Source organism: Comamonas antarctica, assembly GCF_013363755.1.
Lineage (GTDB): Bacteria > Pseudomonadota > Gammaproteobacteria > Burkholderiales > Burkholderiaceae_C > Comamonas > Comamonas antarctica.
On record NZ_CP054840.1, the window covers coordinates 2,805,506 to 2,829,844 of the forward strand.

Consider the following 24,339-nt stretch of genomic DNA (forward strand, 5'->3'; position numbering starts at 1 on the left):
CCGGCTTAAAGCACGGCCGATTCAATGGCGGCCATGGTCTGGTGGCGCACATCCTTGCCTTCCACCAGATAGATGATCTGTTCCGCGAGGTTCTTCGAGTGGTCGCCGATGCGCTCGATGGCCTTGGCCAGGAACAGCAGGTCCAGGCTCGCGGAAATGGTGCGCGGATCCTCCATCATGTAGGTGATCAGCTTGCGCACGAAACCGTCGAATTCCTGGTCGATCAGGTCGTCCTCCTTGAGGATCGCCACGGCGGCCTTGGTGTCGAGGCGCGCCAGCGCGTCCAGCGTCTTGCGCAGCAGGCCCGAGGCCAGGTCGGCGGCCACGCGCAGCTCGTTCGAAGGCAGCATGCGCGCCGAACCGCTGCCGATGATGGAGCGCACCATGCGCGACATCTTGTGCGCCTCGTCGCCCATGCGCTCGAGGTTGGCGGTGGCCTTGGAGAAGGCCATCAGCAGGCGCAGGTCGCGCGCCGTGGGCTGGCGCCGGGCGATGATCGACGACAGTTCGTGGTCGATCTCGACTTCCATCGCGTTGATCTGCTGCTCGGCCGCATCGACCTGCTCGGCGGCTTCGACGCTCAGCTCGGCCAGCGAGTAGATCGCCAGGCGGATCTGCGACTCGACCATGCCGCCGAGTTCCATCACGCGCGTGGAGATGCGGTTGAGTTCGCTGTCGAACTGGGACGAGAGGTGTTTTTCGTTCATGTTGCCTGTCTCCTCAGCCGAAACGGCCAGTGATGTAGTCCTCGGTTTCCTTGCGCTGGGGCTTGAAGAACATCTGCTCGGTCTCGCCGAATTCCATCAAGTCGCCCAGGTACATGTAGGCGGTGTAGTCGCTGCAGCGCGCCGCCTGCTGCATGTTGTGCGTGACGATCACCACCGTGTAGTCGTTCTTCAGCTCGGCAATCAGCTCTTCGATCTTGGCCGTCGAGATCGGATCGAGCGCCGAGCAGGGTTCGTCGAGCAGCAGCACTTCGGGCTTGATCGCGATGCCGCGCGCGATGCACAGGCGCTGCTGCTGGCCGCCGGACAGGCCCGAGCCGCTTTGCTGCAGCTTGTCCTTGACCTCGTTCCACAGCGCGGCCTTGCGCAGCGCCCACTCGACGCGGTCGTCCATATCGGTGGCGCTGAGGCGTTCGAACAGCTTCACGCCGAACGCGATGTTGTCGTAGATCGACATCGGGAACGGCGTGGGCTTCTGGAAGACCATGCCGATCTTGGCGCGGATCAGCGCCACGTCTTGCCGGCTGGTCAGCAGGTTCTCGCCGTCCAGCAGGATCTCGCCCTGCGCGCGCTGTTCGGGATAGAGCTCGAACATGCGGTTGAAGGTGCGCAGCAGCGTGGACTTGCCGCAGCCCGACGGGCCGATGAAGGCCGTGACCTTCTTCTCGGGGATATCCAGATTGATGTTCTTGAGCGCATGGAACTTGCCGTAATGGAAGTTGAGGTTGCGCACCGTCAGCTTGGACGACAGGGGGGAGACGGGAGTGTGAAGGGTCGACATGGGAAATTTCCTTGCCTTATTTTTGGCGGGTCAGCACACGTGCGAGGATGTTGAGGCCCAGCACGGCCACCGTGATCAGGAACACGCCGGCCCAGGCCAGCTGCTGCCAGTTCTCGTACGGGCTCATGGCAAATTTGAAGATGGTCACCGGCAGGCTCGCCATGGGCTTGCTCAGGTCGGCGTTCCAGAACTGGTTGTTCAGCGCGGTGAACAGCAGCGGCGCGGTCTCGCCCGCAATGCGCGCCACGGCCAGCAGCACGCCGGTGATCACGCCGGCGCGCGCGGCCCGCAGCGTCACCATCATGATGACCTTCCACTTGGGCGTGCCGAGCGCATACGCGGCTTCGCGCAGGCTGGCGGGCACCAGCATCAGCATGTTCTCGGTGGTGCGGATCACCACTGGAATCACGATCAGCGCCAGCGCGACGACGCCGGCAAAGCCGGAGAAGCTCTTGAGCTGGGCCACGACCACGGAGTAGACGAACAGGCCGATCACGATGCTGGGCGCGGACAGCAGGATGTCGTTGACGAAGCGCGTGGTGCGCGCCAGCCAGCCGCGCTGCTCGTATTCGGCAAGGTAGATGCCGGCCATGATGCCGATCGGCGTGCCGATCAGCGTGGCCAGGCCGACCATCACGATCGAGCCGAAGATCGCGTTGATCAGGCCGCCCGCCTCGTTCGGCGGCGGCGTCATGTCGGTGAACAGCGCCAGGCTCAGGCCGCCCAGGCCCAGGCGGATGGTTTCCCACAGGATCCAGATCAGCCAGAACAGGCCGAAGGCCATGGCCGCCAGCGCCAGCGTCAGCGCCACCTGGTTGACGCGCTTGCGCCCGGCGTAGCGCGCCTGGCGCTGCGCAGCCAGCTCGGCCGCCTGCATGACCCGTTGGGCCGTTCCGTGCACGGGAGTCTGGCTCATGAACGAGCTCCTTCATTCTTTTGCAGGCGCGACAGCAGGATCTTGGACATCGACAGCACCACGAAGGTGATGAAGAACAGGATCAGGCCCAGATAGATCAGCGAGGCCTGGTGCAAGCCCGCGCCGGCTTCGGCGAATTCATTGGCCAGCGCCGAGGTGATGCTGTTGGCGGCCTCGAAGATCGACACCGAGTTGAGCTGGTTCATGTTGCCGATCACGAAGGTGACGGCCATGGTTTCGCCCAGCGCGCGGCCCAGGCCGAGCATCACGCCGCCGAGCACGCCGGTCTTGGTATAGGGCAGCACGACCTTCCACACCACTTCCCAGGTGGTCGAACCCAGGCCGTAGGCCGATTCCTTGAGCAGTGCCGGCGTGACTTCGAACACGTCGCGCATGACCGAGGCGATGAAGGGAATCACCATGATGGCCAGGATGATGCCGGCCGACAGGATACCGATCCCCACGGGAGGACCGGAGACGAAAGCTTCGAGATAGGGCACGCCCGCGAACAGCGACTGCAGCGGCGCCTGCACATAGGTGGCCAGCACCGGGCCGAAGACCATCAGGCCCCACATGCCGTAGACGATGGACGGCACGGCGGCGAGCAGCTCGATGGCGATACCCAGCGGGCGCTTGAGCCAGGCCGGCGACAGCTCGGTGAGGAACAGCGCGATGCCGAAGCTCACGGGCACGGCAATCACCAGCGCAATGATGGAAGTGGCCAGCGTGCCGTAGATCATCACCAGGCCGCCGTATTGGTCCTGCACCGGATCCCAGACGCTGCTGGTGAAGAAGCCCAGGCCGTATTCATGGATGGCGGGCCAGGCGCCGACGAGCAGCGAGCCCAGGATGGCCGCCAGCAGGCCCAGGGTCAGCAGCGCCGCGGCGCGCGCGAGCCAGGCAAAGCCACGGTCGGCCCAGGCGCCGGACAGCCGCGTGAGGCGGCGGGGGGTGGGGGCGCGTGACGTTGCCGGGGTCGTTACGGACGCGGGCATCGGACGGGCAGTCGATGGAGTGGACACGCTGAGCGCCTCTTCAAAATGGTTTCAACACAAGCACCAAAAAGGCGGTGCACCGGGGTGCACCGCCGTGGCCTTGCTTACTTGACCGCGATCACCTTGCCGGAAGTGTCCTTGATTTCACCCCACGACTTGTAGATCACCTGCTTCACGGCTTCGGGCATGGGCACGTAGTCCAGGCCGCTGGCAGTGGCGTCGCCCGACTTGTAGGCCCACTCGAAGAACTTCAGCGAGGCGGCGGCTTGCGCGGGCTTGTCCTGCGCCTTGTGCATCACGATGAACGTGGCCGAGGTGATGGGCCAGGCATCCTTGCCAGGCTGGTTGCCCAGGATCTGGTAGAAGCTCTTGGTCCAGTCGGCGCCGGCGGCGGCGGCCTTGAACGAGGAGTCATCGGGCGAGACGAAGTTGCCGTCGCGGTTTTGCAGCAGCGCGTAGGTCATCTTGTTTTGCTTCACATAGGCGTACTCGACGTAGCCGATGGAGTTGGGCAGGCGGCCGACGAAGGCGGCGACGCCCTCGTTGCCCTTGCCGCCGGCGCCGGTGGGCCAGTTCACGGCCTTGCCTTCACCGACCTTTTCCTTCCACTCGGGGTTCACCGCGCTCAGGTAGTTGGTGAAGCCGAAGGTCGTGCCCGAACCGTCGGCGCGGCGCACCGGAGCGATGGTCGCGTCAGGCAGCTTCACGCCGGGGTTCAGTGCCACGATGGCGGCATCGTTCCACTTGGTGATCTTGCCCAGGTAGATGTCGCCCAGCAGCTTGCCGGTGAGCTTGAGCTGGCCGGGCTGCACGCCGGCGATGTTGACCACGGGAATGATGCCGCCGATCACGGTGGGGAACTGCACCAGGCCCTTCTTGGCCAGTTCGTCGTCCTTCAGCGGTTCGTCCGAAGCACCGAAGTCCACGGTCTTGGCTTCGATCTGCTTGAGGCCGGCGCTCGAGCCCACGGATTGGTAGTTGATCTTGACGCCGGTGGCCTTGTTGTAATCAGCCGCCCACTTGGAGTACAGGGGAGCTGGGAAGCTCGCGCCCGCGCCGGTGGCTTCCTGCTGGGCAAACGCACTGCCCATGCCGGAGCCAGCGACAACACCAGCCACCAGAATTTGAATCACGGACCACTTCATGAACACACCTCTCAGGTTGGAAAAAACTGTGATGTCCGTGACTGTAGAAAGCATTTATGACGGCTTCGTGACATGCGGCACGCCCGTCACATGCAATCAATATATTCCGTATCACGCATTTCATGCGATTGCCACATTCCCGGTGTACGCTCTGGCTCCACGCGGTGGTGCGACCACCGTTTTGTGCTTCCTACAGCAACCCATGCCTGTTTCGCATGCGGTTCCGTGACCGGTCCCTGTCCCATGCTCCACGCCCATTCGTTTGCCGCCATCGACCTCGGATCCAACAGCTTCCGGCTCGAGATCGGCCAGTTCTCCCATCACCACTTCCAGCGCGTGGAATATCTCAAGGAAACCGTGCGCCAGGGCGGCGGCCTCGATGCCGACCGCTACCTCTCCGAGGAAGCCATGCAGCGCGGCTGGGACTGCCTGGCGCGCTTCGGCGAGCGCCTCGCGGGATTTCCTGCGGGCCATGTGCGTGCGGTCGCGACCCAGACGCTGCGCGAGGCGCGCAACCGCGAGGCCTTCGTGCAACGCGGCGCCGAACTGCTCGGCTACCCGATCGAAGTCATTGCCGGCGAGGAGGAGGCCCGGCTGATCTACCGCGGCGTCAGCAGCCTGCTGCCAGCCTCGGACGAGCGCCGGCTGGTCATCGACATCGGCGGCCGCTCGACCGAACTGGTGCTCGGACGGGCGCAGGAAGCGCAGCAGGCGATGTCGCTGCGATTGGGCAGCGTGGCATGGTCGCAACGCTACTTTCCCAAGGGCGAACTCAGCCGCAATGCCTTTTCCGTCGCCGCCGTGGCCGCGCGCGCGGTGCTTGACGAGGCGCTGGACCGGATCCACAGCGGCGACTGGGACACGGTCTATGCTTCATCGGGCACGGCGGCGGCCATTGGCGACATTCTTGCGGCCAGCGGCCGCACGCCGGGCATCATCGATGGCGAAGGCCTCGAATGGCTGCATGACAGCCTGGTGCGGGCCCAGACCACCGACCAGATCCGCCTGGCCGGTCTCAAGGAAGACCGGCGCGCGGTGATTGCCGGCGGCGTCAGCATCATGCAGGCGCTGTTCGATCTGCTGCAGCTGCGTTCGCTGCATGTCGCCGAAGGCGCGCTGCGCCAGGGCGTGCTGCACACCCTGGTCGAACAGGACCCGCTGTGCACCGACCTGCGCAGCGCGGCCGTGCAGGGCCTGATGCAGAAATACAGTGTCGATGCCGAACAGGCCCAGCGCGTCGCGGGTGTGGCCCGCAACCTGCTCGAGCAGCTGGCGCCGCAGACCTCCGCCGAACACCATGAGACGCTGCGCCACGCGGCGCTGCTGCACGAGATCGGCAGCCTCATCGCGCACAGCAACTACCACCGCCATGGCGCGTACGTGCTGCAGAACACTTCGGCTGCGGGCTTCACCCAGGCCGAGCGCGAGTTGCTGGCGCAACTGGTCTGCGGCCAGCGCGGCAAGCTGCGCAAGCTCGAGCCGGAGATGCTGACCGAGCCGCAGCACGTCTACCCGCTGCTGGCCCTGCGCCTGGCCGTGCTGCTGTGCCATGCGCGGCGCCCGCCCGAGCTGGCCAGCCTGCGCATCGAGGCCGACGGTCCGCGCTTTCGCTTCAGCGCCGGCAACGACTGGTCGCAGACCTATCCGCAGTCGGCCTTCCTGCTGCAGGAAGAACAGCAGGCCTGGCTCAAGACCCACTGGCAGCTGGACTTGAACCTGGAATGAAAAAATCCCCTGGGCCGCTTGCACCGCCCAGGGGATTTGTTCAGCACGGCAGCATCGGCGGCCCGTAGCGGCCCATCAGCGCGTTCTGCGCGCCGTTGCCATCGAAGGGCCGCGGGGCGCGCGTGTAGCGGCCGTCCGGCCCCAGCGTCCAGGCGTCGCGGTCGTCGTGCAGATAGGCCACCAGGCATTCGTCGATGATCTGCTGGCGCAGCGCTGGGTCGCGCACGGGCCAGGCGAGTTCGATGCGGCGCATCATGTTGCGGTTCATCCAGTCGGCGCTCGACAGGAACAGCTGCTCCTTCTCGCCCTGGCGGAAATAAAACACCCGGGTGTGCTCGAGAAAACGGCCAATGACCGAGCGTACGCGGATGTTGTCGGTCAGCCCCGGGCGCTGCGGCGCCAGCATGCAGGCGCCGCGCACGATCAGGTCGATCTGCACGCCCTTCTGACCGGCGGCGATCAGCGCATGGATCAGCGCTTCATCGGTCAACGCATTCATCTTCGCCACGATGCGCGCGGGCTGGCCCTTGGCCGCGGCCTCGCCGGTCTGGGCAATGAAGGCCAGCATCGCGCTGTGCAGATGGAACGGCGCCATGATCAGCCGCTGCAGCTGTGGCAGGCGGTTGTGGCTGGCGAGGTGGTTGAAGACTTCATCCATGTCGGCCGTCACCGTGGCGTCCGACGTCATGTAGCCCAAATCGGTATAGAGCCTGGCGCTGCGCAGGTTGTAGTTGCCGGTCGACAGGTGGCCGTAGCGGCGCAGCCGGCGGCCCTCGCGCCGCGTGATCAGCATCATCTTGGCATGGGTCTTGAGCCCGACCACGCCGTAGACCACCTGCGCGCCGACGCGCTCGAGCGACTCGGCCCAGTTGATGTTGGCCTCCTCGTCGAAGCGCGCCTTGAGCTCGACCACGGCCATGACTTCCTTGCCGCGGCGCACGGCCTCGGCCAGCAGGTCCATGAGTTCCGAATCGGAGCCGGTGCGGTAGATGGTCTGCTTGATGACCAGCACCTGCGGGTCGTTGACGGCCTCGCGCAGCAGCGCCAGCACGCCTTCGAAGCTTTCAAAGGGCTGGTGGATCAGCACGTCGCGCTGGCGCAGCTGCGCCATCACCGACACGCCGCGCTGCATTTGGCGCGGCCACACCGGTTGCCACGGCGCGAACAGCAGCGAGGCATCGTTGACCAGGTCGACCAACTGCCCCAGGCGCACCAGATTGACGGGACCGGGCACGCGGAACAGTGCCTGCGGCGGCAGATGGAACTGCGCCAGCAGCAGCTCGGCCAGGAAGGGCGAGCAGCCCGACGACACCTCCAGGCGCACCGCCTGGCCGTAATGGCGGTGGTGCAGGCCCTGGCGCAAGGCCATGCGCAGGTTGCCGACATCCTCTTCGTCCACGGCCAGCTCGGAATGCCGCGTCGCGCGGAACTGCGAGAACTCCACCACTTCGCGCCCCGGAAACAACTCCTTGAGATGGGCCCGCACAATGCTCGACAGGCTCACGAAAAGCCGCTGTTTGCCCGCGACCTTGGCCGGCATGGGCACCAGGCGCGGCAAGGCGCGCGGCACCTTGACGATGGCCACTTCATTGGTTCGGCCGAATGCATCCGGCCCCTTGAGCCGGACGATGAAGTTCAGCGCCTTGTTCGCCACCTGGGGAAACGGGTGCGCGGGATCGAGCCCCAGCGGGATCAGCAGCGGGCGCACTTCCGACAGGAAATATTCGCGCACCCAGCGCCGCTGCGCGCCCGAGCGCTCGCCATGCGAGATGATCCGTATGCCCTGGCGCGCGAAAGCCGGCACCAGCGCCTTGTTGTAGAGCGCGTACTGGCGCGCGACCAGGTCGTGGGCTTGCTCCATCAGGGCCTGGAACGAAGCCGTCGTATAGGCGCCCTGGCCGTCGCCGCTGAGCTCGGCCGTGATGTGCGGCGCAGCCCGCACCTCGAAGAACTCATCGAGGTTGGATGACACGATGCACAGATAGCGCAGGCGTTCGAGCAGCGGCACGTCGTCGCGCACCGCCCAGTCGAGCACGCGGTCGTTGAATGCCAGGATGCTGTGGTCGCGGTCCAGCAGCACCCCGGCCGCAGCGCTGTCGGCCGCAGCCTCCACCGCTTCCTCGCAGTTGTCCTCCACCGGTTCCAGCGCCTGTGCCGGGTCGGCAATCGCGCCCTGCAGCTCGGTGGAAACAGACGTGTTCAGTTCAGCCATGCCGGCCTCGTCAGGAACCGCGCGCTCGGGCTGGGTAGAGGTCAAAGTAGTCACAAACAATCCTACAACGTGCAAAAGACGTGGCGCGGCACAGTATCGACCGCGTTTATGTCAGCGCGATGACACTGACATTCGCTGCGGCGGCCAGGCGACTTGCTCCCGCAGCTGGCATGCGGCCGGCGTGCAACCAGGGTAAGGTGCTAAGCTGCGCGCTTTTTGACCTTTTCCCTCCTCTTCCATGCACGATACCAGCCTGTTTGCCGCCATCGACATAGGCTCCAATAGCTGCCTGCTGGAAATGGGGCATTTCGTCGGCGACCGGCTGGTGTCACAAACCTGTCGCAAGGAGACCATCCGCCTGGGCGGCTCGCTCGAAGCGAGCGGACGGCTCAGCCGCGACGCGATGGAGCGGGGATGGGCCTGCCTGGAGCGGTTCGCGCCGCTGATTGCCGGGCTGCCACGCGAACGCGTGCGCGCCGTCGCGACACAGACCCTGCGTGAAGCCACCAACCGCGCGGAGTTCCTCGAGCGCGGCAGCGCCCTGCTGGGCGCACCCATCGAAGTCATCGATGGTGAGGAAGAGGCGCGTCTGATCTACCAGGGCGTGGCGCGGCTGCTGCCGCCATCGCCGCGCCGGCGCCTGGTCATCGACATCGGCGGGCGTTCCACCGAACTGTGCCTGGGCCAGGGCTTCACCGCGCAGCGCACGCGCTCGGTGGAGATCGGCAGCGTGGCCTGGTCGCTGCGCCATTTTGCCGATGGCGGCCTGCGGCCGGACCAGTTCCTCGCGGCACAGGCCAGCGCACGCGCGCTGCTGCAACCGCTGGCGCAGGAGTTTGCGCCGGCGCACTGGGAACAGGCCTATGGCGCATCAGGCACGGCGGGTGCCATCAGCCGGGTACTGTCGGCCCAGACGCAGGCACCGCAGCGCCATCCCCACGGCCTGATCACGCGCCAGGGACTGGACTGGCTGCTGGCCCGGCTGCAGGACTGCGGCCACAGCAGCCAGGTGCACCTCGCCGGCCTGCGCGAGGAATTGCGTCCGGTGATCGGCGGCGGCGTGAGCGTGATGCAGGCCGTGTTCCAGCTCTTCGGCATCGAGGAGATGCGCGTGACCCAGGGTTCGCTGCGCCATGGACTGCTCTACAGCCTGCATACCGCGGCAAGTGCAGTGCCCTAGACCTCGGCAGGCGCTAATCACGCCTGCTCCGGGGTGCCATGCGGGGGTGTAAAAGAAGTATCAAATGCTACACTTCATAACATCCTTCTGCCCTGCAGCGCACCAGAATTTGCCGCTCCGGGCCTACCTCTTCGCTAGAGCGATTTTCCGTGCACTCCTCCAATACCGTCTCGCTTGACGCAATTGAGCGCATCCTGCGCGAGCAGCACAGCCTCCTGGGCAGCACCGGCTTGGGCATTGCCTTCGTGCGGCAGCAGGAAATCGTGAGCTGCAATGACCGCTGCGCCGAGATCTTCGGCCATGGCGCGGCGCACGAGATGCTCGGGCGCCACGGGGCATCGCTGCATCCCGACGAGAAAACCTTCCGCCGCCTGCGCCGAAGGGCGCGGCTGCACATGGCCCAGGGACTCACCTTCCGCACCGAATCCCAGTTGCGCCGCCACGACGGCGCACTCTTCTGGGGCGGTATCACAGGCCGGTTGATCAACCCCGCCGCTCCCGGCGAAGGGTCGATCTGGACCCTTGACGACATCGACGAGCAGCGCCAGGCCCAGGCCCTGCTCAGCACGGCGCTGCGCGAAAAGCAACTGCTGTTCGACCACGCCAGCGTCGGCATCATCTTCATGCGCCGCGGCCACCTCACGCGCTGCAACGGCCATTTCGAGACCATGCTCGGCTACGGACCGGGCGAGCTGATCGGCACCAGCGCACGCGACTGGTTTGCCAGCACTGCCGAATGGGAGCGGATCGAGGAGAACTTCACGCGCCAGCTCGCCGTGGGCCTGAGCTCCGAAGGCGAGATGATGCTGTCCCGCAAGGACGGCGGCACGGTGATCTGCGAAGTGCGCTGCAAGCTGATCGACGCCAATGATCCGGACCAGGGCACGATCTGGATCACGGTCGACATCACCGAGCGCACCCAGGCGCAGGCGGCGCTGGCCAAGGTGCATGAGCAGCTCGAGCAGCAGGTGCGCGACCGCACGCGCGAACTCAGCGCCACCGTCGAAGACCTGCACCGCGAGATGGCCGACCGCAAGCGCGACCAGGACCGCATCTACTGGCTTGCCCACTACGATCCGTTGACCGGCCTGCCCAACCGCACGCTGCTGGCCGACCGCAGCACGCAGGCCATCCAGCTGGCGCGTGACAACGGCACGCCGCTGGCCGCGATCTTCCTCGATCTCGACCACTTCAAGCATGTCAACGACTCGCTGGGCCATCGCGTCGGCGACACCCTGCTGGTGCAGATCGCCAAGCGGCTGCGCTCGGTGGTGCGCGAGAAGGATACGGTGTCGCGCATCGGCGGCGACGAATTCGTGCTGCTGCTGCCCGGCGCCAATGCGCATGGCGCGGCGCGCGTGGCCGACAAGCTGCTCGAAGCCTCGCGCCAGCCCTACCAGATCGACCACCATGAGCTGACCATGGCGCCCTCGATGGGCATTGCGCTGTACCCCCAGGACGGCATGGATTTCGACACGCTGACGCAGTCGGCCGATGTCGCGATGTACCACGCCAAGCTCGACGGCCGCAACACCTTCCGCTTCTTCACGCCGGAGATGCGCGCCCAGTCGCTGCGCGCCCTGCAGCTCGAGAACGCGCTGCGCCGCGCGCTCGAGCGCGATGAGCTGCAGCTGCACTACCAGCCCCAGGTGCGCATCCGCACCGGCCGCGTGCACAGCGTCGAGGCGCTGCTGCGCTGGAACCATCCCAAGCTCGGGCCGATCTCGCCCGCCGAGTTCATTCCCGTGGCCGAGGACACGGGCCAGATCCTGCAGATCGGCGAGTGGGTGCTGCGCAACGCCGTGCGCCAGCTCAAGGCCTGGCGCCTTGCCGGCCTCACCGAGCTCAAGGTCGCGGTCAACCTCTCGGCGATCCAGTTCCACCAGCCGCAGCTGCCCGACCTGGTGAGCCAGATCCTGCATGCCGCAGCGGTGCCACCCGATGCGCTGGAACTGGAGCTGACCGAGGGCGTCGCGGTCAACGATCCGCGCACCGCCACCGAAACCATGGACCAGCTGCGTTCGCGCGGCGTGCGCTTGTCGATCGACGACTTCGGCACCGGCTACTCGTCGCTGAGCCAGCTCAAGCGTTTCCAGATCTACAAGCTCAAGATCGACCAGTCGTTCGTGCAGGATCTCGACCACGACGGCAACGACCGCGCGATCGTCAGCGCCATCATCCGCATGGCCCAGGCGCTGGGCATGCAGACCACGGCCGAGGGCGTCGAGACCGAGGCCCAGCTGCAGTTCCTGCGCGACATGGGCTGCGACGAAGCCCAGGGCTATTACTTCAGCCGGCCGCTGCCGCCGGGCGACGACCTGCTGCAGTTCCTGCGCAGCCGGCAGGCGCCGGCCTTTTCCTCCTCCAGGCGCTGAGCCCAGGAGCCTGCGGGCTCAGCCAGCGCTGGCGGCGTCCGCGAGGCGCTGCGCGCAGCGTGTGGCCTGCTGCGCATCGCGCGCTTCCACCATCACGCGCAGCAGCGGCTCGGTGCCGCTGGCGCGGATCAGCACCCGGCCGCTGTCGCCCAGTTCGGCCTGCACGGCCGCCAGCGTCTGCTCGAGCTGCGCGTTGCTCTTCCAGTCCTGGCCGGGAGCAAGGCGCACGTTGATCAGCTCCTGGGGATAGAGCGGCACGGCTTCGAGCCACTGGGCCAGCGTCTTGCCGCCGCGCACGCAGGCCTGCAGCACCTGCAAGGCGCTGACCAGGCCGTCGCCCGTGGTGTGGCGGTCCAGCGCCAGCAGGTGGCCCGAGCCCTCGCCGCCCAGCAGCCAGCCATGGCGCGCGAGTTCCTCGAGCACATAGCGGTCACCGACCTTGGCGCGCACGAAGTCCACACCTTGCGCCTTGAGCGCCGACTCGACGGCGAGATTGGTCATCAGCGTGCCAACCACGCCCGGCACGGCTTCGCCGCGTGCCAGCCGGTCGGCCGCAAGCAGATACAGCAGCTCGTCGCCGTTGTAGAGCCGCCCGGCGCCATCGACCATCAACAGCCGGTCGGCGTCGCCATCGAGCGCAATGCCATAGTGCGCGCCCTGCGCCGCGACCGCGCGCACCAGCGCTTCGGGATGGGTCGCACCCACGCCGTCGTTGATGTTGAGTCCGTTGGGCGCGCACCCCATGGCCACGACCTCGGCGCCCAGTTCATGGAACACCTTGGGTGCGATCTGATAGGCCGCGCCATGGGCCGCATCGACGACGATCTTCAGGCCCTTGAGCGTGAGCTCCTGGCCGAAGGTGCTCTTGCAGAACTCGATGTAGCGGCCTGCGGCATCATCGAGGCGCCGCGCCTTGCCCAGCGACGCCGAATCGACCCATACCGGGTCTTCGGCCAGCGCCTTCTCAACCTCTTCCTCCCAGCTGTCGGGCAGCTTGCTGCCCTGGGCGCTGAAGAACTTGATGCCGTTGTCGGGATAGGGATTGTGGCTGGCGCTGATCACCACGCCCAGGCTGGCGCGCTGCGCACGCGTGAGGTAGGCCACGCCTGGCGTCGGCAAGGGGCCGAGCAGCAGCACATCGACGCCGGCCGAATTGAAACCCGATTCGAGCGCGCTTTCCAGCATGTAGCCCGAAATCCGGGTGTCCTTGCCGATCAGCACCAGTGGCCGAGCTTCGGTGCGGCGCAGCACGCGGCCCACGGCATGTGCCAGGCGCAGCACGAAGTCAGGGGTGATGGGCGAGCGGCCGACGGTGCCACGGATACCGTCGGTGCCGAAATATTCACGAGCCATTGCAAGCCTTGTTATCAGTCCGTTGTGAGGGAGCGGCCGCGATGTTTCAGCCAGCCAAGGCCTGATTGTCGCGCATTGCCTGCCACACCTGGAGCGCCGCCACGGTCTCGCGCACATCATGCACGCGCACGATGCGCGCGCCGCGCTCGACCGACAGCAGCGCCGCGGCCACGCTCGGCACCATGCGCTCGCCCACGGGCAGGCCAGTGACCTGGCCCAGCGAGCCCTTGCGCGACCAGCCGGCCAGCAGCGGGTAGCCCAGGGCCGCCAGCTCCGCCTCGCGCGCCAGCAGCGCGAAGTTCTGCGCCACGGTCTTGCCAAAGCCCGTGCCCGCATCCAGCACGATGCGCCCGCGTGCCACGCCCAGCGCCTGCAGCCCTTGCGCCGCGGCCGCGAGAAAGTCGCGCACCTGCGCCACGGCATCGCCTTGCATCTGGTCCTGGTGCATGCTTTGCGGCACGCTGTGCATGTGCATCAGGCACACGCCGCACTGCGCATGGCCGGCGACCACCTGCGCGGCCCCAGGCTGGCGCAGCGCCCAGATGTCGTTGATGATGTCGGCGCCCAGATCAAGCACCGCCTGCATCACCTCGGTCTTGTAAGTGTCGACGGAAACCGGCACCCCCAGCTTCACGGCTTCGCGCACCAGCGGCAGCACGCGCGCCAGTTCTTCCTGCAGCCCCACGGCCGGGCTGCCCGGGCGCGTCGACTCGCCGCCGATGTCGAGAATGTGCGCGCCGTCCTTGAGCAACTGCTCGCAGTGCGCCAGCGCGGGCGCCAGGCTGTCATGCCGGCCGCCATCGGAAAACGAATCCGGGGTGACGTTGACGATGCCCATCACGAGCGGGCGCTCCAGGCCCAACAGGAAGCGGCTGGTCTGCCAATGCTGCATGTTCACTCTCTTGAAAAAATCTGCCCATGAAAAACGGGGCCCGCAGGCCCCGCTGTATTGATTGCACTGCCGGTTTCAGGCGGCAGTCGGTGCGGCGTTGGAATCGCCCGGCTTGGCGTCGGCCGCGGCGGGTCCCTCGGCCTTCACGGCCGGCGTGCCGCCGCTGGCATCGTCGCCGCCCGACGAAGGCGTGCGCGGCGTCCAGTCCTTGGGCGGGCGCGGTGCGCGGCCGGCCATGATGTCGTCCAGCTGTTCGGCATCGATGGTTTCCCACTCGAGCATGGCCTTGGCCATGGCGTGCATCTTGTCGCTGTTGTCTTCGATGAGCTTGCGCGCGAGGTGGTATTGCTCGTCGATGATGCGACGCACTTCCTCGTCGACCTTCTGCATCGTCTGCTCGCTGACGTTGTTGGTCTTGGTCACCGAACGGCCCAGGAACACTTCGCCCTCGTTTTCGGCGTAGACCATCGGGCCCAGCGCTTCGGTCATGCCATAGCGCGTGACCATGTCGCGCGCGATCTGCGTGGCGCGCTCGAAGTCGTTGCTCGCACCCGTGGTCATCTGGTGCATGAACACTTCCTCGGCAATGCGGCCGCCGAACAGCATGGCAATCTGGTTCAGCATGAACTCCTTGTCATAGGAGTAGCGGTCCTTCTCGGGCAGGCTCATGGTCACGCCCAGCGCGCGGCCGCGCGGGATGATGGTGACCTTGTGCACCGGATCGCACTTGGGCAGCAGCTTGCCGATCAGCGCATGGCCGGCCTCGTGGTAGGCCGTGTTGCGGCGCTCTTCCTCGGGCATGACCATGGACTTGCGCTCGGGGCCCATGATGATCTTGTCCTTGGCCTTCTCGAAGTCCTGCATCTCGACGGTGCGCGCATTGCGGCGCGCGGCCATCAGCGCCGCCTCGTTGCACAGGTTGGCCAGATCGGCGCCCGACATGCCGGGCGTGCCGCGCGCGATCACCGCGGCGTTCACGTCCTGGCTCACGGGCACCTTGCGCATGTGCACGTTGAGGATCTGCTCGCGGCCACGGATGTCGGGCAGCGTCACATAGACCTGGCGGTCGAAACGGCCCGGGCGCAGCAGCGCGGCGTCGAGAATGTCGGGGCGGTTGGTGGCGGCCACCACGATCACGCCCATGTTGGTCTCGAAACCATCCATCTCGACCAGCATCTGGTTCAGCGTCTGCTCGCGCTCGTCATTGCCGCCGCCGACACCGGCGCCGCGCTGGCGGCCGACCGCGTCGATTTCATCGATGAAGATGATGCAGGGGGCATTCTTCTTGGCGTTCTCGAACATGTCGCGCACGCGGGCCGCGCCCACGCCAACGAACATTTCCACGAAGTCGGAGCCCGAGATGCTGAAGAACGGCACCTTGGCCTCGCCGGCGATCGACTTGGCCAGCAGCGTCTTGCCGGTACCCGGCGGGCCGACCAGCAGCAGGCCGCGCGGAATGCGGCCGCCAAGCTTCTGGAACTTGCTCGGGTCCTTGAGGAAGTCGACGACTTCCTTGACTTCTTCCTTGGCTTCGTCGCAGCCGGCCACATCGGCAAAAGTGACGGTGTTGTTGTTCTCGTCGAGCATGCGCGCCTTGCTCTTGCCGAAGCTGAACGCGCCGCCCTTGCCGCCGCCCTGCATCTGACGCATGAAGTAGACCCACACGCCGATCAGCAGCAGCATCGGGCCCCAGCTCACGAGCAGGGACATCAGCAGCGAGCCTTCCTCGCGCGGCTTGACATCGAACTTGACGTTGTTGGCGATCAGGTCGCCCACCAGACCGCGGTCCAGATAGGTTGCCGTCGTGCGCAGCTTGCGGTCGTCCGTCGTGACAGCAGCGATCTCGGTGCCGCCCTGCCCTTCCTGGATGGTCGCACTCTTGATGCGGTTGTTGCGAACTTCTTCCAGAAATTCGGAATAGCCGATGTGACCTGCCGAGGCGCTGGTACGGGTGTCAAATTGTTTGAACACCGTAAACAGCACCATGGCAATGACCAGCCAGACGGCAATTTTTGAAAACCACTGATTGTTCAAGCGGGGCTCCAGATGGAATGCGGGGAAAGGGTCACGAAATCTTCATGGCCTATTTGGGGACCATTTTAGGTGCTTCAAGCGCGACAGCCCATAAATCCCTTGATCTGGCCTTGGGGGCAAGGCCATTTGCGCGGGCCCGGCGGCTATTTCAAGCCCATGCCCACCAGAAAGGTTTCCGACGACTTGTCACGCGAGGCCTTGGGCTTGATCGGCTTGACCACCTTGAAGGTCTGCTTGAACAGGTCCACCAGCTCGGTGTAGCCGCTGCCGTGGAACAGCTTGACCACCAGCGCGCCCTCGGGCTTCATGTGCTGCTTGGTGAAATCCACCGCGAGTTCGATCAGCAGCGCGATGCGCGCGGCGTCCGTCGAGCCGTTGCCCGACAGATTGGGCGCCATGTCGGAAACCACCACATCCACCTTCTTGCCGTCGAGCAGCGCCTCGAGCTCGGCCAGCACCGCCTCCTCGCGAAAGTCGCCCTGCAGGAAATGCACGCCTTCGATCGGCTCCATGTGCAGCAGGTCGAGCCCGATGATGCGGCCGTTGAGCTCGCCCGCGGCCGCTCCCTTGGGCGAGAGCTTGCGGCGCACGTACTGGCTCCAGGCGCCCGGCGTGCAGCCCAGGTCGACAACGAAGTCGCCAGGCCGGATCAGGTTCAACTGCTCGTCGATCTCCTTGAGCTTGTACGCCGCGCGGGCGCGGAATCCCTCGACTTTGGCGAGTTTCACGTAGGTGTCGTTGACATGGTCATTGAGCCATGCCTTATTGACCTTCTTGCTTTTGGTCTTGGTTTTCATGCTGATTACGTCCTGCCTAGATAATACGGGCTATGCCCCAAATTCAATTGACTCCCGCACAGCGCCGGGAACACCGCGCCAACGCCCACCATCTCGACCCCGTGGTCATGATCGGCGGCGACGGCCTCACGCCGGCCGTGCAAAAAGAAATCCATGCGGCCCTCAATGCCCACGGCCTGATCAAGGTCCGTGTGTTCAACGACGACCGCGCCGCGCGCGACCAGATCTACCAGCAACTCGCCGACGAGCTCGACGCCGCGCCGATCCAGCACATCGGCAAGCTGCTGGTGCTGTGGCGCCCGATTCCCGAAAAGGAAAAGACCGTCGACGAGGACCGCATGCCCGGCCCGCGCGACGTCAAGGTGCTCAAGTTCAGCTCGCGCGGTGGCCAGCGCCCCGAAGTCAAGCAGCTGCGCGTGCTGGGCAACCAGCGCCTCACGGCCGGCGGCACCATCAAGCGCGCCAAGGTCAAGCAAAAGTCCATCAAGAAGCGCCAGCAAGGCGACTGAAGCCAGCCCGCCGCGTAGCCCATGAACGAAACTTCGACCTCCGCGGCGCGCGAGCGCCACATCATCTGCATGAAATGGGGCACGAAATACGGCCCCGAATACGTCAACCGGCTCTATGCCATGGTGCGGCGCCATCTGCAGGGTGATTTTCGCTTTGTCTGCCTGACCGACGACAGCCAGGGGATTCGTCCCGAGGTCCAGTGCTTTCCGATTCCCTCGCTCGACCTGCCCGCGGGCCTGCCCGAGCGCGGCTGGACCAAACTCGCCACCTTCACCGAGGACCTGTACGGCCTGCGCGGCACGGCGCTGTTCCTCGACGTCGATGTGGTCGTGACCGGCCCGCTCGACGATTTCTTCACGCTGCCCGGCGAGTTCCGCATCATCCACGACTACAAGCGCCCCTGGCGGATCACGGGCAATTCGTCCGTCTACCGCTGGGAGCTGGGCGCGCATCCCGATGTGCTGGCCTACTTCCGCAGCCACTTCGAGGATATCCGCAGGAAGTTCCGCAACGAGCAGGCCTACCTCTCCGACTTCCTGCATCGCCAGGGCAAGCTGCAGTACTGGCCGGCCGAATGGTGCCCGAGCTTCAAGTACCACGGCATTCCGCGCTGGCCCACCAATTACTGGAAGCCGCCGTTCGTGCCCGCAGGCGCGCGCGTGGTGATCTTCCACGGCGAATGCAATCCGCCCGATGCGCTCGCGGGCCGGCGCAACCGGCGTTTTCGCTTCATCCAGCCCGCGACCTGGGTCGCGGAACACTGGCGCGAATGAACGCTTGAGGCGCGGCGCGCCGGACTGGACAAAAAAGGCGGTTCCTCGGAACCGCCTTTTTTTCGCCTTGCAATACACGCGCTCTAAGGCTGTGGCGCACTGGTGCGCCACAGCACGCGCAGCGCGCAAACCCATTGCAGCGCATACATCAGCGTGCCGACGCTGTGCCACAGCCGCAGGTCCTGCTTGGCCACGATGCGCGGCGAGACGCCGAACTGCACCAGCAGCGCCAGCAGCATGCCGCCGATCAACAAGGCCAGCACGTCGCGCGCCCAGGGCTCCTCGGCTTCGGCATGGCGGCGCTTGGCCAGCACCAGCAGCAGCGCCGTGCAGGCCACCGACACCCAGGTCTGGGCCGTGAACAGCGTGGCCGCCATGCGCCCGGCCATGGCCGGCGTGGGCAGGTGTGCAAACAGCAGCGGTACGGCAATGAAGCCGATGACGCTCAGGCCGCCCCACCACAGCGCGGCGGCCAGCACCGGCAGGCGCTGCGGCAGTTGCGAAGCGAATTTCGCCATGGCGTGCCTCAGAGGTAGCGCACCGCCACCACTTCGTAGCGGCGCAGGCCGCCCGGGGCCTGGACTTCGGCGGTGTCGCCCTCTTCCTTGCCGATCAGCGCGCGTGCGATCGGGCTGGAGATGTTGATCAGGCCTTCCTTGAGGTCGGCCTCGTCTTCGCCGACGATCTGGTAGGTCACGCTGTCGCCGGTGTTCTCGTCCTCGAGCTCCACCGTGGCGCCGAACACCACGCGGCCGCCCGCATCCACCGCGGTCGGGTCGATGATCTGCGCCGCCGACAGCTTGCCTTCGACTTCGAGAATGCGGCCTTCGATGAAGCCCTGGCGGTCCTTGGCGGCTTCGTACTCGGCGTTTTCGCTCAGGTCGCCCTGGGCGCGCGCTTCGGCAATCGCCTGGATGACGCTGGGGCGCTCGATGGTCTTCAGGCGGTGCAGCTCGGCCTTGAGCTTTTCGGCACCGCGCTTGGTAATCGGGATGGTGGCCATTGCTAATTCTCCACGTTCAGCAGGTTCCGCGCCGGGCGCGGCAGTTCCATAAAAAAAACCAGCGGATGCCCGGGACACGGGGCTGCATTGCCTGGGCGCGCAGCCATGGTCGCGCGCCCCAAAAGCAAACCGCCGCACGTTGCCGCGCGGCGGTTTCTGGTCATGGGTCCATTATGCCGCGATTGGCGCGGCAATCACCCGGTATAACCCGGGCTGGTGCTCAAGCCTGGGCGGCCAGCTGCGCATGCAGCTCCTGGAGCGAATAGACCTCCAGGTGGTCCATGCTCTTCATGCCTTCGACGGCGGCTTCGGCGCCGAAGATGGTCGTGAAGGTCGTGACGCGCGCTAGCAGCGAGCTGGTGCGGATCGCGCGCGAGTCGGCGATCGCGTTGCGGCGCTCCTCGACGGTGTTGATCACCATCGCGATGTCGCCCATCTTGATCATGTCGACGATGTGCGGACGGCCTTCGGTGACCTTGTTCACCACCTGCACGGCAATGCCCGCCTCGGCAATGGCCGCAGCCGTTCCCTTGGTCGCCACCAGCTCGAAGCCCATGGCTGCCAGGTCGCGCGCGATGCTCACGGCGCGCGCCTTGTCGTTGTTCTTCACGGTGAGGAACACGCGGCCCGACTTGGGCAGCAGCGTGCCCGCGCCGAGCTGGCTCTTGACGAAGGCTTCGCCAAAGGTCTTGCCCACGCCCATGACTTCGCCGGTCGACTTCATTTCCGGACCGAGGATGGTGTCCACGCCCGGGAACTTGACGAACGGGAACACGGCTTCCTTGACGCTGAAGTACGGCGGCGTGACTTCCTTGGTGACGCCCTGCGACGCCAGCGTCTGGCCGACCATGCAGCGCGCGGCCACCTTGGCCAGCTGGATGCCCGTGGCCTTGGAGACAAAGGGCACGGTGCGCGAGGCACGCGGGTTCACTTCGAGCACGTAGATCACGTCCTTGCCGTCGCGCTCCTGGATCGCGAACTGCACGTTCATCAGGCCGACCACGCTCAGGCCTTCGGCCATGGCCGCGGTCTGGCGCTTGATCTCGTCGATCGTGTCCTTGGACAGGTAGTACGGCGGCAGCGAGCAGGCGGAGTCGCCCGAGTGCACGCCGGCCTGCTCGATGTGCTCCATCACGCCGCCGATGAACACCTTGCCCTCGACGTCGCGCACGCAGTCGACATCGCACTCGATGGCATTCGACAGGAAGTGGTCGAGCAGCACCGGCGAGTCATTGCTGACCTTGACGGCTTCGCGCATGTAGCGCTCGAGGTCGCGCTGCTCGTGCACGATTTCCATCGCGCGGCCGCCCAGCACGTAGCTCGGACGCACCACCAGCGGGTAGCCCAGCGTGGCCGCCTTTTCCAGCGCCTCGGCGTCGGTGCGCGCGGTGGCGTTGGGCGGCTGGCGCAGGCCCAGCTCATGCAGCATCTTCTGGAAGCGCTCGCGGTCCTCGGCGGCGTCGATCATGTCGGGCGAGGTGCCGATGATGGGCACACCGGCCTTTTCCAGGCCCAGCGCCAGCTTCAGCGGCGTCTGGCCGCCGTACTGCACGATCACGCCCACGGGCTTCTCGACCGCGACGATTTCCAGCACATCTTCGAGCGTCAGCGATTCGAAGTACAGGCGGTCCGAAGTGTCGTAGTCGGTGGACACGGTTTCGGGGTTGCAGTTGACCATGATGGTTTCATAGCCGTCTTCGCGCATCGCAAGGGCGGCATGCACGCAGCAGTAGTCGAACTCGATGCCCTGGCCGATGCGGTTGGGACCGCCGCCCAGCACCATGATCTTCTTCTTGTCGGTCGGCGCGGCCTCGCACTCCTCGTCGTACGTCGAGTACATGTAGGCGGTGTTGGTCGCGAACTCGGCGGCGCAGGTGTCCACGCGCTTGTACACCGGCCGCACATCGAACGCATGGCGCGCGGCGCGCACGGCGTCTTCGGTCGTGTGCAGCAGCTTGGCCAGGCGGCGGTCGGAGAAACCCTTTTGCTTGAGCGTGCGCAGCGTGGCGGCGTCCAGCGCGGCCAGCGCGCCTTCGCCCTGGGCAGCGTACAGCTCGTCGAGTTCAAGCTCGATCTTCACGATCTGCTCGATCTGCACCAGGAACCAGCGGTCGATCTTGGTCAGGTTGAAGACTTCATCGACCGACAACCCCATGGCGAATGCATCGCCCACATACCAGATGCGGTCGGGACCGGGCTCGCCGAGTTCCTTTTCCAGCGTCTCGCGGTCCTGGGTCTTCTCGTTCATGCCGTCCACGCCGACCTCGAGGCCGCGCAGCGCCTTCTGGAACGATTCCTGGAAGGTGCGGCCCATGGCCATGACTTCGCCGACCGACTTCATCTGCGTCGTCAGGCGGTTGTCGGCCGTGGGGAACTTCTCGAACGCGAAACGCGGGATCTTGGTGACCACGTAGTCGATCGAGGGCTCGAACGAGGCCGGGGTCGCGCCGCCGGTGATCTCGTTCTTCAGCTCGTCGAGCGTATAGCCCACGGCCAGCTTGGCCGCGACCTTGGCGATCGGGAAACCCGTGGCCTTCGATGCGAGCGCCGACGAACGCGACACGCGCGGGTTCATCTCGATGACGATCATGCGGCCGTCCACGGGATTCACCGAGAACTGCACGTTCGAGCCGCCGGTGTCGACACCGATCTCGCGCAACACTGCCAGCGAGGCATTGCGCATGATCTGGTATTCCTTGTCGGTCAGCGTCTGCGCCGGGGCCACGGTGATCGAGTCGCCGGTGTGCACGCCCATCGGGTCCAGGTTCTCGATCGAGCAGATGATGATGCAGTTGTCCGCCTTGTCGCGCACCACTTCCATCTCGTACTCTTTCCAGCCGAGCAGCGACTCCTCGATCAGCAGCTCGTTGGTCGGCGAGGCTTCGAGGCCGCGCTTGCAGATGGTCTCGAATTCTTCGGGGTTGTAGGCAATGCCGCCGCCCGTGCCGCCCAGCGTGAAGCTGGGGCGGATCACCGTGGGGAAGCCCATCTGCTTTTGCACCGCCCAGGCTTCATCCATGCTGTGGGCAATGCCCGAGCGCGCCGAACCGAGACCGATCTTGGTCATCGCGTCCTTGAACTTGAGGCGGTCTTCGGCCTTGTCGATGGCCTCGGGCGTGGCGCCGATCAGCTCGACCTGGTACTTGTCGAGCACGCCATTGCGCCACAGGTCCAGCGCGCAGTTCAGCGCGGTCTGGCCGCCCATGGTCGGCAGGATCGCGTCGGGGCGCTCCTTGGCAATGATCTTCTCGACCGTCTGCCAGGTGATGGGCTCGATGTAGGTGACGTCGGCCGTGGCCGGGTCGGTCATGATCGTCGCGGGGTTGCTGTTGATCAGGATGACCTTGTAGCCCTCTTCGCGCAGCGCCTTGCAGGCCTGCACGCCGGAATAGTCGAACTCGCAGGCCTGGCCGATGACGATGGGGCCGGCGCCGATGATCAGAATGCTTTTGAGGTCTGTGCGCTTTGGCATTATTTGTTCTCCTGGGCCTTGGCCATCAGTGCCGTGAAGCGGTCAAACATATAGGCGATGTCATGCGGGCCGGGCGATGCTTCGGGGTGGCCCTGGAAGCAGAACGCAGGCTTGTCGGTGCGCTCCAGCCCCTGCAGCGTGCCGTCGAACAGGCTCACGTGGGTCGGGCGCAGGTTGGCGGGCAGCGTGTCCATGTCGACGGAGAAACCGTGGTTCTGGCTGGTGATGCTCACGCGGCCGGTGTCCAGGTCCTTGACCGGATGGTTGGCGCCATGGTGGCTGTTGGCCATCTTGTACGTGGTCGCGCCCGAGGCCAGCGCCATCAGCTGGTGGCCCAGGCAGATGCCGAAGGTGGGCACGCCGGCTTCGATCAGCTCGGCCGTGGCCTTGATCGCGTAGTCGCAGGGCTGCGGGTCGCCCGGGCCGTTCGACAGGAACACGCCATCGGGGTTGAGCGCCATCACTTCGGACGCCGGTGTCTGTGCCGGCACCACGGTGAGCCTGCAGCCGCGCTGGGCCAGCATGCGCAGGATGTTGAGCTTGACGCCGTAGTCGTAGGCCACGACATGGAAGCGCGGCTCGGTCAACGTGCCGTAGCCGCCTTCGAGCTGCCACTCGGTCTGGTCCCAGGTATACGTCTTGGTGGTCGACACCACCTTGGCCAGGTCCAGGCCCTTCATCGACGGCGCGGCCTTGGCTGCGGCCAGGGCTTCGTCAATGCGCTCCTGGGTCACGCTCTCGCCCTGCGCCAGGCCGACGATCGCACCGTTTTGCGCGCCCTTGTCGCGCAGCAGGCGCGTGAGCTTGCGGGTATCGATGTTGGCGATGCCGACGGTGTTCTCGCGCACCAGGTACTCGGACAGGGTCTCGGTCTTGCGGAAGTTGCTGGCCAGCAACGGCAGGTCCTTGATGATCAGTCCTGCGGCATGGACCTTTACAGCCTCGATATCCTCGGCGTTGACGCCATAGTTGCCGATGTGCGGATACGTGAGCGTCACGATCTGCTGGCAATAGCTTGGGTCGGTGAGGATTTCCTGATAGCCGGTGATCGCGGTGTTGAACACCACTTCGCCGACGGTGGTGCCGACTGCACCGATCGAGTTGCCGATAAAGACCGTGCCGTCTGCGAGCGCCAGGATGGCTGGGGGGAAGGTTCCCTTGAGAGACAAAAGCACTGGGTTCTCCGGTTCTAATTACGGTTACGCCCAGCGAGCCTGGACGTGAGTCCGGCTGTAGCTTGTGATGCGGGGGAAGGCTCGAAGCGGCGCTAGGCGTAGATGTGGAATGCTTGAAAGCCGCCCATTATAGCCGTGAGCCATGACAGGCGTTTGGCAGCGCCAGGGATTACCCGAGAGGGCAGGAGACCTATACGGCCGCGCAGCCGTCAAAGGCTACGCAGCTTTCCCGCGGGCAGGCCGCTCATGGTTCGACAGGCTCACCACGAACGGTTT

General features: G+C 65.8%; 20 protein-coding genes. 6 read left to right on the plus strand and 14 right to left on the minus strand.

From position 1 onward, the window contains the following. Nucleotides 1-5: 5 nt before the first annotated feature. From phoU to pstS, 5 genes are all read right to left on the minus strand, one after another. Complete coding sequence (gene phoU / locus HUK68_RS12955; protein ID WP_175504533.1) at nt 6-707, minus strand: phosphate signaling complex protein PhoU; 702 nt, start codon at nt 705-707, stop codon at nt 6-8. A gap of 13 nt (nt 708-720) precedes the next feature. Further along, on the minus strand, nt 721-1,506 hold the full coding sequence (gene pstB, locus HUK68_RS12960) for a phosphate ABC transporter ATP-binding protein PstB (RefSeq protein WP_175504534.1): 786 nt from the start codon (nt 1,504-1,506) through the stop codon (nt 721-723). A gap of 16 nt (nt 1,507-1,522) precedes the next feature. Next, nucleotides 1,523-2,422 carry a phosphate ABC transporter permease PstA gene (gene pstA / locus HUK68_RS12965; RefSeq protein ID WP_175504535.1) on the minus strand — a complete coding sequence of 300 codons (900 nt, stop codon included), beginning with the start codon at nt 2,420-2,422 and terminating at the stop codon, nt 1,523-1,525. Further along, a complete protein-coding gene (pstC, locus tag HUK68_RS12970; RefSeq protein ID WP_175504536.1) occupies nt 2,419-3,417 on the minus strand; it encodes a phosphate ABC transporter permease subunit PstC in 999 nt (332 codons plus the stop codon). The genes pstA and pstC overlap by 4 nt, the downstream gene beginning before the upstream one ends. Before the next feature lie 104 nt (nt 3,418-3,521). Next, nucleotides 3,522-4,562 carry a phosphate ABC transporter substrate-binding protein PstS gene (gene pstS, locus HUK68_RS12975; RefSeq protein WP_175504537.1) on the minus strand — a complete coding sequence of 347 codons (1,041 nt, stop codon included), beginning with the start codon at nt 4,560-4,562 and terminating at the stop codon, nt 3,522-3,524. Between pstS and HUK68_RS12980 the strand changes: the two genes are divergently transcribed. Further along, entirely contained in the window at nt 4,561-4,791 is a 231-nt protein-coding gene (locus HUK68_RS12980; protein ID WP_175504538.1) for a hypothetical protein, read from the plus strand. The two genes, pstS and HUK68_RS12980, sit on opposite strands and share 2 nt — an antisense overlap. A gap of 14 nt (nt 4,792-4,805) precedes the next feature. After that, nucleotides 4,806-6,287 (plus strand): Ppx/GppA phosphatase family protein, encoded by a 1,482-nt coding sequence (locus tag HUK68_RS12985; RefSeq protein ID WP_175504539.1) that lies wholly within the window; start codon nt 4,806-4,808, stop codon nt 6,285-6,287. Between the two features lie 40 nt (nt 6,288-6,327). Here HUK68_RS12985 and ppk1 read toward each other — a convergent pair whose 3' ends face one another. Next, a complete protein-coding gene (ppk1, locus tag HUK68_RS12990) occupies nt 6,328-8,499 on the minus strand; it encodes a polyphosphate kinase 1 (protein WP_175504540.1) in 2,172 nt (723 codons plus the stop codon). 238 nt (nt 8,500-8,737) lie between these two features. On the opposite strand from ppk1, the gene HUK68_RS12995 reads away from it, so the two are divergent. Next, nucleotides 8,738-9,679 (plus strand): Ppx/GppA family phosphatase, encoded by a 942-nt coding sequence (locus tag HUK68_RS12995; protein WP_175504541.1) that lies wholly within the window; start codon nt 8,738-8,740, stop codon nt 9,677-9,679. 149 nt (nt 9,680-9,828) lie between these two features. Then, on the plus strand, nt 9,829-12,054 hold the full coding sequence (locus HUK68_RS13000) for a sensor domain-containing protein (protein WP_175504542.1): 2,226 nt from the start codon (nt 9,829-9,831) through the stop codon (nt 12,052-12,054). A gap of 18 nt (nt 12,055-12,072) precedes the next feature. Here HUK68_RS13000 and glmM read toward each other — a convergent pair whose 3' ends face one another. The 4 genes from glmM to HUK68_RS13020 form a co-directional block, all read right to left on the minus strand. Continuing rightward, the gene (gene glmM / locus HUK68_RS13005) at nt 12,073-13,407 is read right to left on the minus strand and encodes a phosphoglucosamine mutase (RefSeq protein WP_175504543.1); all 1,335 of its coding nucleotides are present in this window, start codon (nt 13,405-13,407) and stop codon (nt 12,073-12,075) included. Nucleotides 13,408-13,453: 46 nt separating this feature from the next. Next, a complete protein-coding gene (gene folP / locus HUK68_RS13010; RefSeq protein ID WP_175504544.1) occupies nt 13,454-14,299 on the minus strand; it encodes a dihydropteroate synthase in 846 nt (281 codons plus the stop codon). Between the two features lie 75 nt (nt 14,300-14,374). Further along, nucleotides 14,375-16,333 carry an ATP-dependent zinc metalloprotease FtsH gene (gene ftsH / locus HUK68_RS13015; RefSeq protein WP_175504545.1) on the minus strand — a complete coding sequence of 653 codons (1,959 nt, stop codon included), beginning with the start codon at nt 16,331-16,333 and terminating at the stop codon, nt 14,375-14,377. A 143-nt stretch (nt 16,334-16,476) separates the two neighbouring features. Next, nucleotides 16,477-17,130 (minus strand): RlmE family RNA methyltransferase, encoded by a 654-nt coding sequence (locus HUK68_RS13020; protein ID WP_175504546.1) that lies wholly within the window; start codon nt 17,128-17,130, stop codon nt 16,477-16,479. Between the two features lie 32 nt (nt 17,131-17,162). On the opposite strand from HUK68_RS13020, the gene HUK68_RS13025 reads away from it, so the two are divergent. Together HUK68_RS13025 and HUK68_RS13030 are read left to right on the plus strand one after the other, a co-directional pair. Then, entirely contained in the window at nt 17,163-17,639 is a 477-nt protein-coding gene (locus tag HUK68_RS13025) for a YhbY family RNA-binding protein (protein WP_175504547.1), read from the plus strand. 21 nt (nt 17,640-17,660) lie between these two features. After that, on the plus strand, nt 17,661-18,413 hold the full coding sequence (locus HUK68_RS13030; protein WP_175504548.1) for a glycosyltransferase: 753 nt from the start codon (nt 17,661-17,663) through the stop codon (nt 18,411-18,413). 83 nt (nt 18,414-18,496) lie between these two features. Here the strand turns inward: HUK68_RS13030 and HUK68_RS13035 are convergent, their stop codons facing one another. The 4 genes from HUK68_RS13035 to carA form a co-directional block, all read right to left on the minus strand. Further along, nucleotides 18,497-18,931, minus strand: a complete 435-nt coding sequence (locus tag HUK68_RS13035) for a DUF4149 domain-containing protein (protein WP_175504549.1) — start codon at nt 18,929-18,931, stop codon at nt 18,497-18,499. Between the two features lie 8 nt (nt 18,932-18,939). Next, nucleotides 18,940-19,416 carry a transcription elongation factor GreA gene (greA, locus tag HUK68_RS13040; RefSeq protein WP_175504550.1) on the minus strand — a complete coding sequence of 159 codons (477 nt, stop codon included), beginning with the start codon at nt 19,414-19,416 and terminating at the stop codon, nt 18,940-18,942. A gap of 220 nt (nt 19,417-19,636) precedes the next feature. Then, nucleotides 19,637-22,888, minus strand: a complete 3,252-nt coding sequence (carB, locus tag HUK68_RS13045) for a carbamoyl-phosphate synthase large subunit (protein ID WP_175504551.1) — start codon at nt 22,886-22,888, stop codon at nt 19,637-19,639. After that, nucleotides 22,888-24,063 carry a glutamine-hydrolyzing carbamoyl-phosphate synthase small subunit gene (gene carA, locus HUK68_RS13050; RefSeq protein WP_175504552.1) on the minus strand — a complete coding sequence of 392 codons (1,176 nt, stop codon included), beginning with the start codon at nt 24,061-24,063 and terminating at the stop codon, nt 22,888-22,890. Before carA ends, carB begins: the two co-directional genes overlap by 1 nt. Between the last annotated feature and the right edge of the window lie 276 nt (nt 24,064-24,339).

What these genes read in the sequence shown, in the direction of transcription:
- phoU (WP_175504533.1), bottom strand. Translation starts at nt 707, where the DNA reads ATGAACGAAAAACACCTCTCGTCCCAGTTCGACAGCGAACTCAACCGC.
- pstB (WP_175504534.1), bottom strand. Translation starts at nt 1,506, where the DNA reads ATGTCGACCCTTCACACTCCCGTCTCCCCCCTGTCGTCCAAGCTGACG.
- pstA (WP_175504535.1), bottom strand. Translation starts at nt 2,422, where the DNA reads ATGAGCCAGACTCCCGTGCACGGAACGGCCCAACGGGTCATGCAGGCG.
- pstC (WP_175504536.1), bottom strand. Translation starts at nt 3,417, where the DNA reads ATGCCCGCGTCCGTAACGACCCCGGCAACGTCACGCGCCCCCACCCCC.
- HUK68_RS12980 (WP_175504538.1), top strand. Translation starts at nt 4,561, where the DNA reads ATGAACACACCTCTCAGGTTGGAAAAAACTGTGATGTCCGTGACTGTA.
- pstS (WP_175504537.1), bottom strand. Translation starts at nt 4,562, where the DNA reads ATGAAGTGGTCCGTGATTCAAATTCTGGTGGCTGGTGTTGTCGCTGGC.
- HUK68_RS12985 (WP_175504539.1), top strand. Translation starts at nt 4,806, where the DNA reads ATGCTCCACGCCCATTCGTTTGCCGCCATCGACCTCGGATCCAACAGC.
- ppk1 (WP_175504540.1), bottom strand. Translation starts at nt 8,499, where the DNA reads ATGGCTGAACTGAACACGTCTGTTTCCACCGAGCTGCAGGGCGCGATT.
- HUK68_RS12995 (WP_175504541.1), top strand. Translation starts at nt 8,738, where the DNA reads ATGCACGATACCAGCCTGTTTGCCGCCATCGACATAGGCTCCAATAGC.
- glmM (WP_175504543.1), bottom strand. Translation starts at nt 13,407, where the DNA reads ATGGCTCGTGAATATTTCGGCACCGACGGTATCCGTGGCACCGTCGGC.
- folP (WP_175504544.1), bottom strand. Translation starts at nt 14,299, where the DNA reads ATGCAGCATTGGCAGACCAGCCGCTTCCTGTTGGGCCTGGAGCGCCCG.
- HUK68_RS13020 (WP_175504546.1), bottom strand. Translation starts at nt 17,130, where the DNA reads ATGAAAACCAAGACCAAAAGCAAGAAGGTCAATAAGGCATGGCTCAAT.
- HUK68_RS13025 (WP_175504547.1), top strand. Translation starts at nt 17,163, where the DNA reads ATGCCCCAAATTCAATTGACTCCCGCACAGCGCCGGGAACACCGCGCC.
- HUK68_RS13030 (WP_175504548.1), top strand. Translation starts at nt 17,661, where the DNA reads ATGAACGAAACTTCGACCTCCGCGGCGCGCGAGCGCCACATCATCTGC.
- HUK68_RS13035 (WP_175504549.1), bottom strand. Translation starts at nt 18,931, where the DNA reads ATGGCGAAATTCGCTTCGCAACTGCCGCAGCGCCTGCCGGTGCTGGCC.
- greA (WP_175504550.1), bottom strand. Translation starts at nt 19,416, where the DNA reads ATGGCCACCATCCCGATTACCAAGCGCGGTGCCGAAAAGCTCAAGGCC.
- carB (WP_175504551.1), bottom strand. Translation starts at nt 22,888, where the DNA reads ATGCCAAAGCGCACAGACCTCAAAAGCATTCTGATCATCGGCGCCGGC.